This window comes from Pseudoalteromonas sp. C8, assembly GCF_011378685.1.
Classification (GTDB): Bacteria; Pseudomonadota; Gammaproteobacteria; order Enterobacterales; family Alteromonadaceae; genus Pseudoalteromonas; species Pseudoalteromonas arctica.
In genome coordinates, this window is record NZ_WTKT01000029.1 from 1 (window position 1) to 15,668 (window position 15,668).

General features: G+C 38.9%; 17 protein-coding genes. 8 read left to right on the forward strand and 9 right to left on the reverse strand.

Going from position 1 to position 15,668, the window contains the following annotated elements:
* Window positions 1–448, forward strand: a 448-nt coding sequence (locus GQR39_RS19130; protein ID WP_165736360.1) for a hypothetical protein, incomplete at its 5' end; no start/stop codon positions are given.
* Window positions 449–597: 149 nt separating this feature from the next.
* Here the strand turns inward: GQR39_RS19130 and bcp are convergent.
* Together bcp and GQR39_RS19140 are read right to left on the reverse strand one after the other, a co-directional pair.
* Complete coding sequence (bcp, locus tag GQR39_RS19135) at window positions 598–1,077, reverse strand: thioredoxin-dependent thiol peroxidase (RefSeq protein WP_002963124.1); 480 nt, start codon at window positions 1,075–1,077, stop codon at window positions 598–600.
* An 11-nt stretch (window positions 1,078–1,088) separates the two neighbouring features.
* Window positions 1,089–1,622, reverse strand: coding sequence for an ACT domain-containing protein (locus GQR39_RS19140; protein ID WP_007583906.1), 534 nt, complete (start codon window positions 1,620–1,622; stop codon window positions 1,089–1,091).
* 359 nt (window positions 1,623–1,981) lie between these two features.
* On the opposite strand from GQR39_RS19140, the gene bamC reads away from it, so the two are divergent.
* Both bamC and GQR39_RS19150 read left to right on the forward strand, forming a co-directional pair.
* Window positions 1,982–3,043: an outer membrane protein assembly factor BamC gene (gene bamC / locus GQR39_RS19145; RefSeq protein ID WP_024591010.1), complete on the forward strand. Its 1,062-nt coding sequence runs from the start codon at window positions 1,982–1,984 to the stop codon at window positions 3,041–3,043.
* A gap of 66 nt (window positions 3,044–3,109) precedes the next feature.
* On the forward strand, window positions 3,110–4,480 hold the full coding sequence (locus GQR39_RS19150; protein ID WP_007583911.1) for a YjiH family protein: 1,371 nt from the start codon (window positions 3,110–3,112) through the stop codon (window positions 4,478–4,480).
* Window positions 4,481–4,533: 53 nt separating this feature from the next.
* Here the strand turns inward: GQR39_RS19150 and GQR39_RS19155 are convergent, their stop codons facing one another.
* The gene (locus GQR39_RS19155; RefSeq protein WP_007583912.1) at window positions 4,534–4,680 is read right to left on the reverse strand and encodes a DUF2897 family protein; all 147 of its coding nucleotides are present in this window, start codon (window positions 4,678–4,680) and stop codon (window positions 4,534–4,536) included.
* A gap of 107 nt (window positions 4,681–4,787) precedes the next feature.
* Entirely contained in the window at window positions 4,788–5,324 is a 537-nt protein-coding gene (locus GQR39_RS19160) for an acyloxyacyl hydrolase (protein WP_002963116.1), read from the reverse strand.
* 244 nt (window positions 5,325–5,568) lie between these two features.
* On the opposite strand from GQR39_RS19160, the gene GQR39_RS19165 reads away from it, so the two are divergent.
* A complete protein-coding gene (locus tag GQR39_RS19165; protein ID WP_007583914.1) occupies window positions 5,569–6,162 on the forward strand; it encodes an ABC transporter substrate-binding protein in 594 nt (197 codons plus the stop codon).
* A 230-nt stretch (window positions 6,163–6,392) separates the two neighbouring features.
* A complete protein-coding gene (locus tag GQR39_RS19170; RefSeq protein WP_165736361.1) occupies window positions 6,393–7,730 on the forward strand; it encodes an ankyrin repeat domain-containing protein in 1,338 nt (445 codons plus the stop codon).
* Window positions 7,731–7,840: 110 nt separating this feature from the next.
* Here GQR39_RS19170 and GQR39_RS19175 read toward each other — a convergent pair whose 3' ends face one another.
* From GQR39_RS19175 to GQR39_RS19195, 5 genes are read right to left on the reverse strand one after another with little or no spacing between them, the layout of a single operon-like run.
* The gene (locus GQR39_RS19175; protein WP_165736362.1) at window positions 7,841–8,284 is read right to left on the reverse strand and encodes a DUF2069 domain-containing protein; all 444 of its coding nucleotides are present in this window, start codon (window positions 8,282–8,284) and stop codon (window positions 7,841–7,843) included.
* Window positions 8,281–8,835 carry an NAD(P)H:quinone oxidoreductase gene (gene wrbA / locus GQR39_RS19180; RefSeq protein WP_024591006.1) on the reverse strand — a complete coding sequence of 185 codons (555 nt, stop codon included), beginning with the start codon at window positions 8,833–8,835 and terminating at the stop codon, window positions 8,281–8,283. Before wrbA ends, GQR39_RS19175 begins: the two co-directional genes overlap by 4 nt.
* Window positions 8,835–9,182 (reverse strand): arsenate reductase (glutaredoxin), encoded by a 348-nt coding sequence (arsC, locus tag GQR39_RS19185; RefSeq protein ID WP_007581040.1) that lies wholly within the window; start codon window positions 9,180–9,182, stop codon window positions 8,835–8,837. The genes wrbA and arsC overlap by 1 nt, the downstream gene beginning before the upstream one ends.
* A 53-nt stretch (window positions 9,183–9,235) precedes the next feature.
* Window positions 9,236–10,693 (reverse strand): M48 family metalloprotease, encoded by a 1,458-nt coding sequence (locus GQR39_RS19190; RefSeq protein ID WP_007581042.1) that lies wholly within the window; start codon window positions 10,691–10,693, stop codon window positions 9,236–9,238.
* A 1-nt stretch (window position 10,694) separates the two neighbouring features.
* Window positions 10,695–11,360 (reverse strand): hypothetical protein, encoded by a 666-nt coding sequence (locus GQR39_RS19195; RefSeq protein ID WP_007581045.1) that lies wholly within the window; start codon window positions 11,358–11,360, stop codon window positions 10,695–10,697.
* Between the two features lie 145 nt (window positions 11,361–11,505).
* Between GQR39_RS19195 and GQR39_RS19200 the strand changes: the two genes are divergently transcribed.
* From GQR39_RS19200 to GQR39_RS19210, 3 genes are all read left to right on the forward strand, one after another.
* Window positions 11,506–11,724, forward strand: coding sequence for a hypothetical protein (locus GQR39_RS19200; RefSeq protein ID WP_024591004.1), 219 nt, complete (start codon window positions 11,506–11,508; stop codon window positions 11,722–11,724).
* Window positions 11,717–12,793: an AI-2E family transporter gene (locus GQR39_RS19205; protein WP_007581049.1), complete on the forward strand. Its 1,077-nt coding sequence runs from the start codon at window positions 11,717–11,719 to the stop codon at window positions 12,791–12,793. The genes GQR39_RS19200 and GQR39_RS19205 overlap by 8 nt, the downstream gene beginning before the upstream one ends.
* A gap of 135 nt (window positions 12,794–12,928) precedes the next feature.
* Window positions 12,929–15,184: an aminotransferase class V-fold PLP-dependent enzyme gene (locus GQR39_RS19210; RefSeq protein ID WP_165736363.1), complete on the forward strand. Its 2,256-nt coding sequence runs from the start codon at window positions 12,929–12,931 to the stop codon at window positions 15,182–15,184.
* Window positions 15,185–15,668: the final 484 nt, after the last annotated feature.

The following is a 15,668-nucleotide window of genomic DNA, read 5'->3' on the forward strand; positions in this document are numbered from 1 at the left end:
AGACTTGTGTATAAGAGACAGTGTCAATATCCTGATAGGGAGAGAAAAGGTAGAAAGTAGAAACCTTAATTGGCAAACGGCAAAAAATTCACTCAATGACCGTGGTGCTTATACACTGAAAAATAATATTATAAAATTGAAGAAAGATCCCGCCTATAAACAGCTTGATAATCTTGTTAACATCTCCAAGCATCGGCGTTTACCCCGAATTGATAGCGGGGTGTTTTGTGAAGATGGCACTGCGAAGTTTATTAATAAAGAGTTCGATAACAACAAATGTCATGAGTTATCAGTCTCTGCTTTTATGGAAGAAAGTTATGTGATAATAGAGCCCTTTGTGGTGAAATTTGTATTTGAGCTTGCAGAGAATTTAGGGCAGTCCAATCCCCATAAAAAACCATTGGAACCAAAAGGAGCAAATCTTGACTCCAGTCATCAAAATTATTGACTGCCTATTTATCCCTCGTTCATGCTCTTATTAATCAAATATTTAATAACTAGCATAAAAAAAAGCGTTGCCCTTGAGCAACGCTTTTCTGTATTTGTCTAATAGCTGGTAGCTAACTTACTTAGCCGCTAGCTTATTCTGCCACAAACTTATTCTGCAGCTAAATAATCCAACACTACTTGATGGTGATCTTTAGTTTTAAACTTATCAAATAGGTGTTTAATTTTACCGTCTTGGCCTACTAAAAACGTTAGGCGGTGAATACCATCGTACTCTTTACCCATAAACTTTTTGTAGCCCCATACCCCAAATGCTTCAGCAATGGCGTGGTCTTCGTCGGCTAATAAATCAAAATTAAGCTCTTTTTTAGTTTCAAAGTTTTTAAGGCGCTTAATTGGATCTGGGCTAATACCTACAACGCGGGTATTAAATTTAGCAAGCTGTGCTTGCTCATCGCGTAGGTTTTCGGCTTGTACAGTACAGCCCGGCGTTGACGCTTTAGGGTAAAAGTACACAAGCACTTGTTGCTCTTTTAACAGCTCGCTTAATGTTACTGTTTCGTCGTTTTGGTTTTGTAGGCTAAAAGCGGGTGCAGTATCGCCAGCTTGTAATGGACTAATTGTGTTCATGTTTAGCATCCTTAACGAATTCGTTTAAAAATATAATCTACGTTTAGCGTGTGAGAAAGGCTCTCAAAACTAATTTTAAATTGATCTATATCTACATCAACAGGTATGTTGAATTCAAGTTCACAACGCATTTTAATGTTGTCTTCTTGGGAATAAGTGTCTGACTTAAGTGAGCAAATACTAATATTATTGTCGGCAAAAAAGCGCGTTACTTTGCTCAATGTGCCTGGGGTGTCTATGCCAGTGTATTCTAGTGTGTAACCTGCACAAAACTCGCTAGGAGTATGACTCGCAGTGCGCTTCATCATGGTTAGCAGGCCAAGTTCCATGGCTTTAGTTGGCAGTACGTGCTCTATGCGGCTTATTGCCGACATGTCGCCGCTTAGTAGCATTATGAAGGTAAATTCGCAGCCTAAAATAGCAATACGGCTGTCAATAATGTTGCAGTGGCAATCGCTAACCAGTTGGGTTAGTTCACTTACAATACCGGGTCTGTCTTCGCCAATCGCTGTTAAAACAATTTGATGATTTGAAAATGCAGTCATGAGTTCAAATACCTTGTTACTTGGATTATATCAACCGAGTTGGCAACACCAAAAATACACACGAGAAGTTGCACGGCGGCGAAGTTTAACACAAAAAGGGCTCTAAACTACAGCACACGCTAATTAAGCGCTTTTAAAGTGCGGTGTTTCTTGTTTTTACTGGCACGGGAAAGTACCATAGCTAAAATTTGCTTATTTGCGCTTAGTTTTATTGCTAAGTTGAAGTGCTGAACTTTATTGCATTTAGGCAGCCAAATAATAAATGTAAAGTTAATATTGATTTTACACTGAACCAAATCGGCATTACCCACTCATATATTTGTTAAAACAATTAAAGGGTATGCTAAGGAGAAATATCTGTGCAGTATTGGATCCCAAAAGCACTTGCAGTAAGTGTATTGGTAAGTTTATCAGGGTGTAGTGTATTTATTAATAAGGCACATGACGAACGTAACTATCGTACACATGAGCCTGTAAAAGCACCAACGTCGTTATCTCAACCAGCTCAAGACCCAGTTTATAAAATGGATGTAGGTCAATACGACAACAATCCTGAAGCTACAAATTACCGCCCACCGGCACAAGTATTAACAATTGCTAAAGGCAGTTGGGTAGAAGAGACAGATAAACAAGCGCGTATTTATTTTGATAAAAACGATGGCATTGCTGATTTAGATGAATTTCTTTGGGACACGATTCAATCAGTCCTCGCTGATAACAATGCAGGAACCACTAAAGAAGACAAGCTACTAGGTACTATTGAAACTGATTGGTACTCAATCATTAAAACCGAAGAAGGTTTTTGGTGGTGGGGCGATGAAGTTAACGATGACTTAGAAAAATTTAGATTCACTATTGAAGAAAAGTCACATCAGCGTACTGCGTCTTTACGTGTAGAGCTGATAGATTTTAAAGGCGACCATACGCTAACTGATTTGTTAAAGCAGCAGTTAGAAGTACGTGCGCTTAACCAAGTAGTGAGCGAGTTTGATTACCGTTACCGTCAACTTGAAGTTGATATGCGTAAACGCCAAGGTATTATTTCTCTTGAAATGGGCTTTGATAACAAAGGTAATGCAGCACTTGTAACTGAGCAATCTTACGAAGCTGTGTTTGACCGTTTCTCTGGGTTTTTAGAGCGCTTGTCGTTCACTATTGTTGAAATTAACCCAGATACGGGCTTAATTACTGCTGATTACACTAAACCAGAAACAAGTGTTTGGGATTCAATTTGGGGTGATGACGTAGCTCAACTACCTATTGATGAAGGCCAATACCAAATTTTAGTAAGTAAAACTAAAGAAGGCGGTACTAGCTTAACGTGGATGGATGACAAAGGCGAAACGCTTGAGCCAGGTACTATGAATGGTTTACAACAAGCATTAGAAGCAGCACTCATTCAGCGCGGCATTAAAATTTAAATAATAATAAGTTTTACCACAAAAAGAGCGATATGCTCTTTTTGTGGTTTTTATAGGTTAATAAATATGTCTCAGCTACCTCATCGTTCACACTACACGTGGCGCACTTGGTTTACTTTTTTGGTTCCTTCGTTAATTGGTGTGTTTTTATTTATGACACCCATTAGTACCTCGCAAGGGATGACCATTCCTATTGCCGTTATGGCAAAAGCGGTTCAAGCAATGATGCTTGGCTCTGCTCAAGCAATTATTACTCTCATTATTTGTATTACAGGGGTTATTTCTGTAATTACTAAAGTGTTTAAACCCGCCGCTATATGTAACTCACCTTTGTTAAAGCATTTATTTGATGTGAGCTGGACGTGGCTGGTGGTGCGCTTATTTGGTATGGCGTTTGGTTTAATGACGTACTTAAGTCTAGGCAGCGAGATGATTACCTCGGCCAATACTGGCGCGCTGGTATTAAATGACTTACTGCCAGTGTTGTTTTCGGTATTTATTTTAGCGGGCTTATTACTGCCGCTACTAATTAACTTTGGTCTACTAGAGCTTGCTGGTACGTTAATGACTAAAGTAATGCGCCCTGTATTTGGTGTACCTGGTAGAAGCGCGGTTGACTGTACTGCATCGTGGTTAGGTGATGGTAGTGTGGGTATTTTGATGACTGCAAGGCAGTACGATCAAAAGCACTATACACAACGCGAAGCGGCTATTATTGGTACTACGTTTTCAGCGGTTTCAATTACGTTTAGTTTAGTGGTGCTTGGGCAAGTTAAACTTGAATACCTATTTGCACCGTTTTACGCAACGGTATGTTTAGCCGGTATTGTTGCCGCTATTATTGTGCCGCGATTACCGCCACTGCGTTTTAAAAAAGATTTATTGATTGATGGCACCGAGCCAGATAGAGACGCTGAAACAATTCCGGGTCATAAAACTTTATTTGGTCATTCTTTAGATGTTGCATTAGCTAAAGCAGATAACTCAACGGGTGTTAAAGGTACTATAAAAGAGGGCTTACATAACGCGCTTGATATGGTGTTTGGTGTATTGCCTGTGGTTATGGCAGTAGGTACATTTGCACTGATTATTGCTGAGCATACGCCTATATTTCAGTATTTAGGTATGCCGTTTGTGCCATTTTTAGAGTTATTACAAGTACCCGAAGCGGCAGCAGCGTCGCAAACTATTATGGTTGGTTTTGCTGATATGTTTATTCCGTCAATATTAGCAGCAGGTACAATCGAAAGTGATGTAACGCGCTTTATTATTGCCGCAATGAGTGTAACTCAGCTTATTTATATGTCTGAGGTGGGCGCACTTTTACTTGGCAGTAAAATACCGGTAAATATTTTAGAGTTGTTTATTATATTTATTTTGCGAACGCTAATTACTTTACCTGTTATTGCGCTAATGGCGCATTGGTTAGTAGGCTAAATTAACGAAAATATAATTAAGCGAATCGGTATTGTTAAAAAAGCCCTGATTAATCAGGGCTTTTTTGTGTCTGTTGTATTTTTAATATTGGCGTTGGGCTTTTTAAACTCCGTTTTTGCAGAGAGTCTAATCAGCGCAATATTACCAATGACAATAGCAAAAACAACGGCGACAATAATTACAATATGCCAAGTTTGCATCGCAGTATCACTTAATATTTAGTACGTTTAAGTGTGACCGTTTTACGCTATAACAGCAATTAAATTACTCAAAACATAATCAATAACTTTAAACACAATCAATAACGTTAAAAGCGTCTAGCTACCGAAAGCGTTAAAAAGTTAAGCCCTGGGTTTGGCTCTTTAAAGCCTGCGTTTGAATAGTGAATAACTCTAAGGGCAACGTTAGTATGACCAAAGTCGGCAACAAGGCCTATACGGTCTTCAAACTGGTAGTGAGTACTTATGTTTTTACCGGCAAACTGCGTCTCATCAATCAGTGATACACCAATTCCTGCTTCTACATAAAATGGGGTGTTGTTAAAACTAAAGGCAGGAAATTGCAGCACAGGTGACATAGCAAGTACTAGGTTTGATTGTGTTTCATCGCCGTGGCGGTATTCCCACATGTTTACGCTGGTTTCAAAGTAAAAGCGAGCATCGCCAATAAGGTTTTGCATACTAGGTGCATGATACTGATACGCAAGCTTAACGCCGTTTACGTTACCTTCGCCTTTGAGAAAATCAACAGCATAACCATGGTTCGATTGAGCAAAAGCAAGTTTGCCAAAAAGTGAAACTACTAATGCAAAAGAGATAATAAGTGTTTTAAGTGACGTTTTCATAGGTGCCAAATGTTTGTCTGATTCAAGTGATAACTAAATGATAAGGGCGACCTATTAACAATTACAATGAGGACAAAATGCCGGTTGTATATGAGCTGTTAATGGAGGTTTCTAACTGCTTGAATTTATTTTAGTTATTTTATTGGTGCGATTTGGGCATTAATAAGTTGCTTATTTGTGCCTTTTTTATTGCGTATAGTTCGCGTAAATTACAGCCATCTTAATCACACAGACATATACAATTATGAAACTCTTTAAACTATTCGTTTTAGCCACTGCTTTTTTTAGTAGTTCGTTATTTGCACAAACTCAGCAATCGCCAGATCAGTTACTTGAATCAGTAGCCGATAAGCTATTTGCAGACATTGGCCAAGTAAATTCAAAAGGCACAGCAAGCAAAGAAGCGATGGCTGCCATTGTTGAAAAACGTTTAATGCCACATATTGATGTTAAGTTTGTGTCGTTTAAATTATTAGGTAAACACATTAAAGGCATTGAGCGCGAGCAGGCTGTTCAATTTATAGATGCAGTAGAGCATTACTTAACAGGCACATACGCTGGTGCACTAATGAAGTACACAGGTCAAAAAGTAGTATTTGAGCGTAATAACGCAAAAAGTGACTCTGAGTACGCAACAGTTAATACACAAATTATTGAGCCAAATGCGCCTACAATCGACTTAAGTTTTAAGCTTCGTTTAGGTAAAAATGATGAGTGGAAAGTATACGATATTGTTGCCGAAGGCATTTCACTATTAAGTGCTAAGCAAAAAGAGATTATTCAACGCATTTCTGAAGTGGGTTTAGATCAAGTTATTAGCGAGTTAAAAAGTAAATAGACTATTTGTCTGGCTCTGATTAAGCCCAACTCCAACCTCAAAAACGGCCAATTACTTATGTACTTGGCCGTTTTTATATTTGTAAGTAAAGGATTGTTGTTATTGCGTAATTTTGCGCTAGCAGCAAAACAAAGGTGTGCTAGAATATCGACACTTTGATTAAGCGTGGTGTCAGCTAAAAACTGATATAACTTACCACCCCCAAGCCACACTGGAGTTGTGTTGTTTTAATGGAAAATGTACTGATTTGGCCAAAGGAATACCCATTACTTATTAAAGGACTGGTAGAACAAAACGGTGCCTTTATTTTAGATGCTTTGGAAGCTTGGCCTGCTTGTCGTTCTACAAATGAAGACGATGGTGTATGCACCACCGTGTTACCGCCTATTTATTATTTGGCATGGCTAACCCCACTAGAACCATTTGAAGAATGTTACTTTCAACATATCTCTGAATATGACGAAGACGCACAAGCGTATATTAGTGCGGTTAAAAGCCATTACTACGATAATGAATACACCCCTGAAAGCTTAGTGCTTATGCTATGCCAGCGCCTTGAAAAATACGCAAGTGTGGCTGCACAAAATACCATAGATACGCCACTGTCTTTAGTCGATTTGTTTTTTAGTAAACGCTATTTCACGTTAATTGAGCATGCGCTAAATAATAAAAGTAAACTTTCGGCAAAAGATACATTAGCCCTTTGGAAAGAAGTTGATTTTAGAGAGCGCTTAAGTGCGTTTATTCCAGAGTCTATTGCTGATTTAGATACTCTTTCTGAACTTGCCAGCGAAAAAGTAGCAGCGGGTAAAGACTATTTTACGTTGCTTACACAGGTTTCTCCTGATGTTGACTCTGTTGTACTGCTAGAAAAAGCATTATTAACGCACCTACGTAAAAAAACAGCCAAGCAAACAATGGCAATGCGTTTTATTGAGCAAGGCGCTACAGGTGTTCTTGCTGATGAAAACAATAAAACAGCTTTTATGTGGGCCGCCGAAAAAGGCTTTGTAAATGTGGTTGAAACGCTACTTGCAAAGCAAGACAAAAAAGCGGTTGATAATTTAGGTAACACAGCACTTCATTACGCTGTATTTGCTAAAAATGAATCGTTAATGGTGTTGCTTATTAAAGCGGGCTATAACTTTAGAGCGCGCAATAAAGAAGGTTTAAGTTGTTACCGTTTGGCGGTTAGTATTAAAGCTAATAACTTAGTTAAATGCTTAGAGCGTGACTTTGGTATTAAAGAGCTTTCGCCAGAAGGGCAGTTTGATCGAATTAAAAAAGTACATGTGCTGCACGCTATTGTCACTATATTGCTGCCTTTGCAGTTGTTCTTCTTTTTTGATGAAACACTCTCCATTAAAAGTGAGCTGACGCTTGGTTTAACAATGGTAGCGGTGATTTGTTTTTTCTTTGCAACTACTTTAAAGCGCTGCGCGTTATATCCGCATATTAAACACCCTTGGGGCTTGTTTGTGCTCAGGGGCTTTTCGTTTATTAGCTTAATAGCTCAAATAGGGCTGGCGAGTATTGTGGTGCTAGCTGCTTTGAGTGATTTGGTTTAGTTACCTTTTGCACTATAAAAAGTTAATAAAAAACGCGCTTAAAGCAATTTAAGCGCGTTTTTTATATTTTCAGCTCGTTATGGATAACCTAACTGGTATAGATAACGGGTTTATTCACCGTGCTCATTTGCTGCTTTTTCTTCAGCTAGTTCTTCTTTGAGCTTACGAATTTTCAATCCCAGTTCTTGTCCGCGATGCCTTGCATAATACGTACAACCAATAAACATAGCAGAGGCAAATACAAGCTCTAGCAATACCCAAATTAACTCATCGGGTGCAACCCACAACATTGTAAGCCCATGTATAAAATACAGCATTACAATAAAGTTAGCCCACGCGTAAGTATAAGTGTAGTCTTTTATTATGCCTCTAAGGGGCAGTAATAACGGAATGATAGGCAGAAAAAGCGACACCACATCAAGAGGGCCTTCTTGAGGGGGGACCACATACATCCACAGTGGCATTAAAATAAATAATCCAATGTAGCCAAAGAGTGCGGTGCGCTGGAATTTTACTGTAATCGGCTTTTTAGCTGGGTTGTCAGCTGTATTCATTTAAGTTTTCTCGCAATGTGAGTAAGGCGTTTACCAACGCTTTGGCATATTTTAATTTCGTCTTTGCTTAGCTGTGCACTGTTAGCACTTCCGGCAACGTGAGTTGCACCATAAGGTGTGCCTCCTGATTGCGTTGCAAGTAATTCTGGCACATCGTAAGGCACGCCCAGTAGCATCATACCGTGGTGTAATAGTGGCAGAGATAAGTTAAGTAAGGTTGCTTCATTTCCACCATGCATACTGCTTGATGACGAAAACACACACGCTGGCTTATCTATTAACTGACCTTTTAACCATAAGTCGCTGGTGGTTTCCCAAAAGCTTTTAGCTTGAGAGGCCATCATGCCAAATCGGGTTGGTGTACCAAATGCTAAACCATCGCAATTTATTAAATCATCTTTGGTGATCACAATGTCGTGCGCATTTTTAGCCACAAAGGTGCGAAGCAGTGCTGTAGCACCTTGTTGCTCTATCGACTCTGCTATTTCATGAGCCATTGCTTCAACTGAGCCATGGCTTGAGTGATAAAGCACCACTATGGTTGCACTCATTATAAAACGCTTAGTACGTTTTCTGGTGGACGACCAATCGCTGCTTTATTGTTATTCACTACAATAGGGCGTTCAATTAGTTTTGGATTTTGTACCATGGCATCTATTAATGCTGATTCACTGCTTTCATCTTTTAAATTAAGCGCTTTGTAGTCATCTTCTTTTGTGCGCATTAATTCACGTACGGATGAAAAACCAAGTTGGATTACAAGCGTTGAAATTTGCTCGTGTGTAAGAGGCGTTTTTAAATACTCTACAACACTTGGCTCTATTGCTTTACTTTGCAGTAGTGCTAGCGTTTCGCGTGATTTAGAACAACGTGGGTTGTGGTAAATAGTAACAGACATAAAATGATTCCAAAGTGTGAATTGCGTCTATTTTAGGGTAAGCGCTTGCAGACTTAAAGTCTTGCAAGCTCTTTTTGTAAAAGTCGATACTGGGTAAGTAGTGCTTTTAAACGTTGTTGCTTTACAAGTTGAGTAGGCTCTACAAAGTTTAGTGCTTTTTGTACTTCGTCTGCGGCTTTTAAATAAGCACCATATTGCGCTAATACATCGGCGTTAGCTTCGTGATAAGAGGCTAATTTATCTTGTTTTTTATACGCATCAGCAAGGAGTTGTTTGCCTAAGTTATGATCTGGCTTTTCGAGTAAAAAACTCTTTAAAATATTTTCAGCAAGCTCATATTGCTCAGCTTCAAGTGCTGAGTTGGCATAGTTAAGTGTAATTACCTGATTATTAGGGCGATACTGATTTAAATCCGCTAAAAACTTAACGGCTTCGTCTGCCTTTTTTTGTGCAATAAGTAAATCGGTATGGGTATCTATATAAAATAAGTTTTTAGGATCGTTTTTTAAAAGCTCGTCTAATATTGGTGCTGCTTCATCAAGCTTTTTTTGATCAAGCAAGCTTATGGCTAAGCCATACTTTAATGCAGTGTTGTTGTAGGTGTTTTCGCGCAGTAGCTTTCTAAATAGATCTTCTGCGTTTTCTGGTTTGTTGTCATAGCGGGCAAGCACTCGACTTTTTGCTAAATTAAACTCAAGGCTCGCATTCATAAGGCGCACAGGAAATTGCTCTGCACGCAAACGTACATCAGATACTCGGCTCTCTGGTAATGGGTGAGTTAGCAAAAATGCTGGTGGCTTGTATTTATAGCGAATTTGCGCTGCAAGTTTAGTTAAAAACTCACTCGATGCACGGGGATCAAATCCTGCATTATTAAGTGTTTGCATGCCTATACGGTCAGCTTCTTGCTCAGCTGAGCGGCTATGCGTTAACTGACTAAAAGCAGATTGTGTTTGGCTGGCAGATATAATGGCAATACCCGCGTCGGGTGCAACAACGGTTGCTAATATACCTGCAATCATACCGGCAATGGTCAGCGCGCTGTTATCTTGTTGCTGCTGTATTCTACGTGCTAAGTGGCGCTGTGTTACGTGAGCAATTTCGTGACCAAGTACCGAAGCAAACTGGCTCTCGTTATCGGCTTGAGCTATTAACCCGGTGTGTACACCTACATGCCCGCCATAAAATGCAAACGCATTTATTTCTGAGTTATTTATCCAAAAAAACGAAAACGGAAAACGTACATCGTTAGCATTAGCAACAAGTTTACGGCCAATAGTCGTGAGGTATTCATCTAGCACAGGGTCGTTTATAACTGGCGATGAACCTCGTATTTGCATCATCATTACTTCGCCAATAGCTTGTTCTTTTTCAAGTGGCAGTGCTTGTAATGCAGATGTTCCTAAATCAGGAAGTGTAAAATTGGTTTGCGCTTTTAAAGGTTCGCTTACTAATAAGCTAAACGTAAGCGCGGCACTGCATAAAGTGATAAATGCTGATTTTAGCTGCATTTTATTCCTTGTTAATTTGTTCGCCAATTGCAATTTTGGCTATGTCTATTTCGTCACTGCTTGCACGGCTGTCTTTTTCGCACAATTGGTATAGTTCTTTTATTGTGACTCCATCAAGCTTTACAACGTTCAATTCTCGCTGCAAAAAAGTAATAATTTTATGTACTACTTTATGTGCATGTAAAATAATGGCTTTATCTGCTTTGTCGCCCCGTTCAAAATAAAAGCCAATAAACTTATGTAACTGACTTATTCTGATCAGGTTTTTCATTGAATGTGGATCCCACACTCTAAACTCCATAAAGCGATTATTTTTTATGTATTGGTCAACAATAACATCTTTAGCATAAGGCTGTGCCCATAGCTCAAAGCCTCTGTCGGTAAAAACTTGGTGCAGCGCAATACGTGGCTTATGTTTGGTGTGTATTACACCAAGGCTGTCTTCATGGCCTTCTAATAAATCTAAGTTCCAATTGCGTTTATCTATAAGTTGTTTAACTGCATTATCGAATCCATGATCTAAAATCCCTTCAGATTCGCTTATTGATGAGGCAACAAGGTGATAAAAAGGAGGTAGTTCGCCCCAGTTAATTTGCTTTTTAAACCAATTAATCTCTTTGAGTGTTGGATTACTGGGTAGTTGCGCTTTATTATGCGTGCCAGGCATTAACTTATCCTTACTGCTAGTTATGTTATAAGGATAAACTATTGCAGGTATTGTTTTAACAAAAAGTTACAATGGTTTGGGTATATAAGTATATTGACCGTAAATATGCGACTTATTATTCATTTACTATACGGATAAAGTAGTTATGGTAGAGCGCGATTTAAAAGAGTTTAAATGCCCTCAGCAATTTGTGCAGTTTAAACTTGCGCTACGAAGTGCGCAATCTTCAAAACAACGTATCACTTTTAGTCTTAATAAAGGTGAAAGTGCGAACGATATTGAACGTTTTTTGAAAAAAAATGCTTATAGTTACAATTTTGATAAACAACGTGGGTTGTTATTAGTGGAGCCATTACATGTTTGAATACGTAAAAACATGGTACGAAAGGAAGTTCTCGGATCCTCACTCGTCTACCTTATTATTTTTATTATTGGCCTCAGTGGCCTTACTTTACTTTTTTGGCTCGTTAATTGTTCCTGTGCTTGTGGCATTGGTAATTGCTTATTTACTTGATTGGCCGGTTGTTCATTTAGAGCGCGTTGGCTTAAAACGTTTTACTGCAACGATTATTGTAATGTTGATATTTATTAGCATTATGCTCACCCTTATTTTGGTTATTGGCCCAGTGCTTTGGAAGCAAACCAGTAATTTAGTGCAAGAAACCCCGCATATGTTAGAGCAAGGGAAGTCTTATTTAATGGCTTTACCTGAACAATACCCAAGTTTAATTAACATAGATCAAGTACAAGCTATTGTTGCAACGGTAGAAGCTAAAATCATTGAGTTTGGTCAAACTGTATTGTCGTTTTCACTTACGTCATTAAAAGATGTTGTTGCGTGGCTTATATATTTAGTACTTGTGCCGTTACTGGTGTTTTTTATGCTTAAAGATAAGCTGGAGCTAACGGGGAGCATTGCTAAACTGATCCCGCAGCAACGACGCTTAATTTTGCAAGTGTGGCACGAAATGAATCAACAAATTATGAATTACATTCGCGGGAAAGTGTTTGAAATTTTAATTGTTGGTGGTGTGTCTTTTATTGCATTTACTGTTTTAGATTTACGCTACGCCGCACTACTTGGTGTGCTTGTTGGCTTGTCGGTATTAATTCCATTTATTGGCGCAGCACTCGTCACTATTCCGGTAGCGGCAGTTGCGCTATTTCAGTTTGGATTAGAAACACAGTTTTGGACCATTTTAATTATTTACGGAATTATTCAGGCGCTTGATGGCAACGTACTTGTACCACTGCTGTTTTCTGAGGCGGTTGATTTAAATCCGGTATTTATAATTGTCGCGGTATTATTTTTTGGTGGCTTATGGGGATTTTGGGGCGTATTTTTTGCCATCCCGTTGGCTTCATTAGTAAAAGCGCTAATAACAGCTTGGTCGTCAACGCATGAAGAGATAAGTAAAGAGGTCAGTGAATAGTTAAGTAAACAGACTTTTAGTCTAAAAAAGCATAGTAAACGCACCTCTAGTGCTAATTGATTATTACTCATTACCTGTAAATTTATGTACTATTGGTAATAAGATATATTTTTTAGTAATAAGGTGCGTTTTTTAATGTCTGAGTTTTTATTGCACGATGAGCCAGTAAAACAAGTTTACCTTGATGCAAACGCAACGACCCCTGTGTTGCCTTGTATAGCTGATGTTGTTTCTCATACCATGCAAATATGTTTTGGTAATCCTTCAAGTCCGCACATCACAGGTATTCAAGCCAAGCATTTATTAGAACAAACACGTCAAAAAGCACACACAGTTATTGGCGCAAGTAATGGCGATATTTTATTTACCTCTGGCGCAACAGAAGGCATTCAAACTGCGGTGGTTTCTACGCTAATTGATGCTAAAAAACACCCAATTAAAAACCCTGTATTGTTATATGGCGCTACTGAGCACAAAGCGGTGCCAAATACACTTAAGCACTGGAATAGCGTACTTGACGTTAATGCTGAGGTGCTTGCTATTCCGGTTGATAGTAACGGTATTTTAGATTTAGATTTTATAGCTAAAAATATAGATAACGCTTTGATGATTTGCACTATGGCCGTTAATAACGAAACCGGTGTATATCAAGATTTACCTGCTATTGAGCAGGTAATTCGTAGCCGTAATAAAAATGTATCTTGGATGGTGGATTGCGTGCAGGCGCTCGGTAAACAAGCGCTCGCGCTGAGTGATACAACAATAGACTACGCACCTTTTTCGGGGCATAAGCTTTATGCACCTAAAGGTATTGGCTTTTTATATATTCGTAGTGGCAGTGCGTACACACCTTTTATAGCGGGTGGCGGTCAAGAAAGTGGAATGCGCTCAGGCACCGAAAATCTACCCGGTATTGCAGGGTTAAATAAGCTATTTAGTATGTTGCTTGATAAATCAGACGATACATTTAAACCAATTAGCATACTTAACTCTTATCGAAGCCAGTTACAAAGCGCGATAAAAGACACCTTTGGCGATATTACATTCAATCATGATTTTGCTTATAGCGTGCCTACCACACTTAACTTTGCTGTTAACGATTTAACGAGCAAAGAAGTGATTGATTTATTTGACGCTGCGGGCATTCGCGTAAGTGGTGGTTCGGCTTGTAGTACAGGCGCATCAACAAGTTTTGTTTTAGATGCAATGGGTGCAAGTAAGTGGCAAAGCGAAAACGCGATCAGGCTATCGTTTGGACCTGCTGCAACACAACACGATATTGATGATGCTTGTGTGCGTATTCGCGCTCTTAAAGCAATACTACAGGCAAACTGTTTAATCGTATCTGACAGCACCACACCACAACAAGAAGTATGCGCACTGGGCCTTACTCAATTTAGGCACCAAGGTGCGTGTAGTTGGCTTTATGTGAGCGATGATAAACACGCTGTAATAATTGACCCTATTATTGAGCTTATTCCGCGCTTTGAAAAAATAGCTAATACACAAAACTTAACTATATCGGCGGTGCTTAATACTCATCTGCATCAAGAGCGAGAGTCAGCGACTAATTTACTAACCAGCGTTCTTGCATCAAGAGTTATAAAAGGTGAGGTTGATGCTTTAGGTTGGCCGCTAAATACAGCAAGTATTAACTTGGCAAACGACGTACTTGAAAAAGTAGTTACACCTGGGCACAGCAAAGAAAGTGTAAGTTATTTATTAAAAAACAGTAATGGCGAAACGCGTTACTGTTTTTGTGGTGATTTAATACTGCCTGCAGGGCTTGGCAATACATCGCTTATAGGCGGCGATGCAAAAGCAATGGCACGCTCTATTTTAGCAATGAGCGAGCAACTTAATAGCACCAGCATTATTTGCTCAGGGCACGATTACCAACAATGTTTTGCCATGAACTGGGCTGTACAGCAAAACCAAACGCCACTTCTTGATGCGTTAGTGAGCGGCAGTATTTCAGTTGATGAATTTGCAATACAAAAACAGCAGTACGACGCTTCAAAACAAGTAGATAATACGCAATTGTGTGGTTATGTAAATGCGTTACCTGAGGTTGATACACAGCAATTAAATTTTGATGACGCTAAAGTAATGTTAAACACCAGCGATACATATTTAATAGATACTCGGGAGCCGTATGAGCATGGAGCAAATAATGTTGCTCAGTTATTTAATACGCTAGATGAAAAAACATTAAATATACCACTTAGCAGAATGGCAAATGCGGTATTTGAAGGGCAATTAAACAAAAATAACAAGTACATTTTATTATGCCGTAGTGGTAACCGCTCAAAAATTGCTGCAACTAATTTAATGCAACTAGGATACAAAACGGTTTATAACCTAAGTGGCGGGTTAGCGCTTAGTAATTAAACAAAGATTGTAATTTATACAAAATCGGCTTTAGGGCCGATTTTTTTGTTTTTAAGGTTTATTTGCTCGCAAGGTAAACAAGCCCTAGGGCCTGTTGACCTTTCAGGATTAAAATTTGTTCAATCTAGGGGCTATTTAATCGCGGCGTGAGGTTTGTAACCTAGTGGGCTAAGTAAAAACCGAGTAACAAAGAGTAAACTGCCCCTAGGCAGAACCCTTCGGGCAGCGCATGTTTGGCATTTATTCCACGTTATCGCCTATTTATGGGGAATAACCACACTACATAGGCTCTGCCTTGCCTAAATGCCAAACACACTGCTGCAAATTTAACTTCGAAAGATAAACAGGCCCTAATAATTAGTGAATAACTATAAAAAGTAATTATTGTGCTGATAAAAATTCATTAATATTTCATTTTGATTGATTAAGCTATCCCGTTGCCTTTAAAATTGCGGGTAAATTAATTTATAAAATTTTTATGATA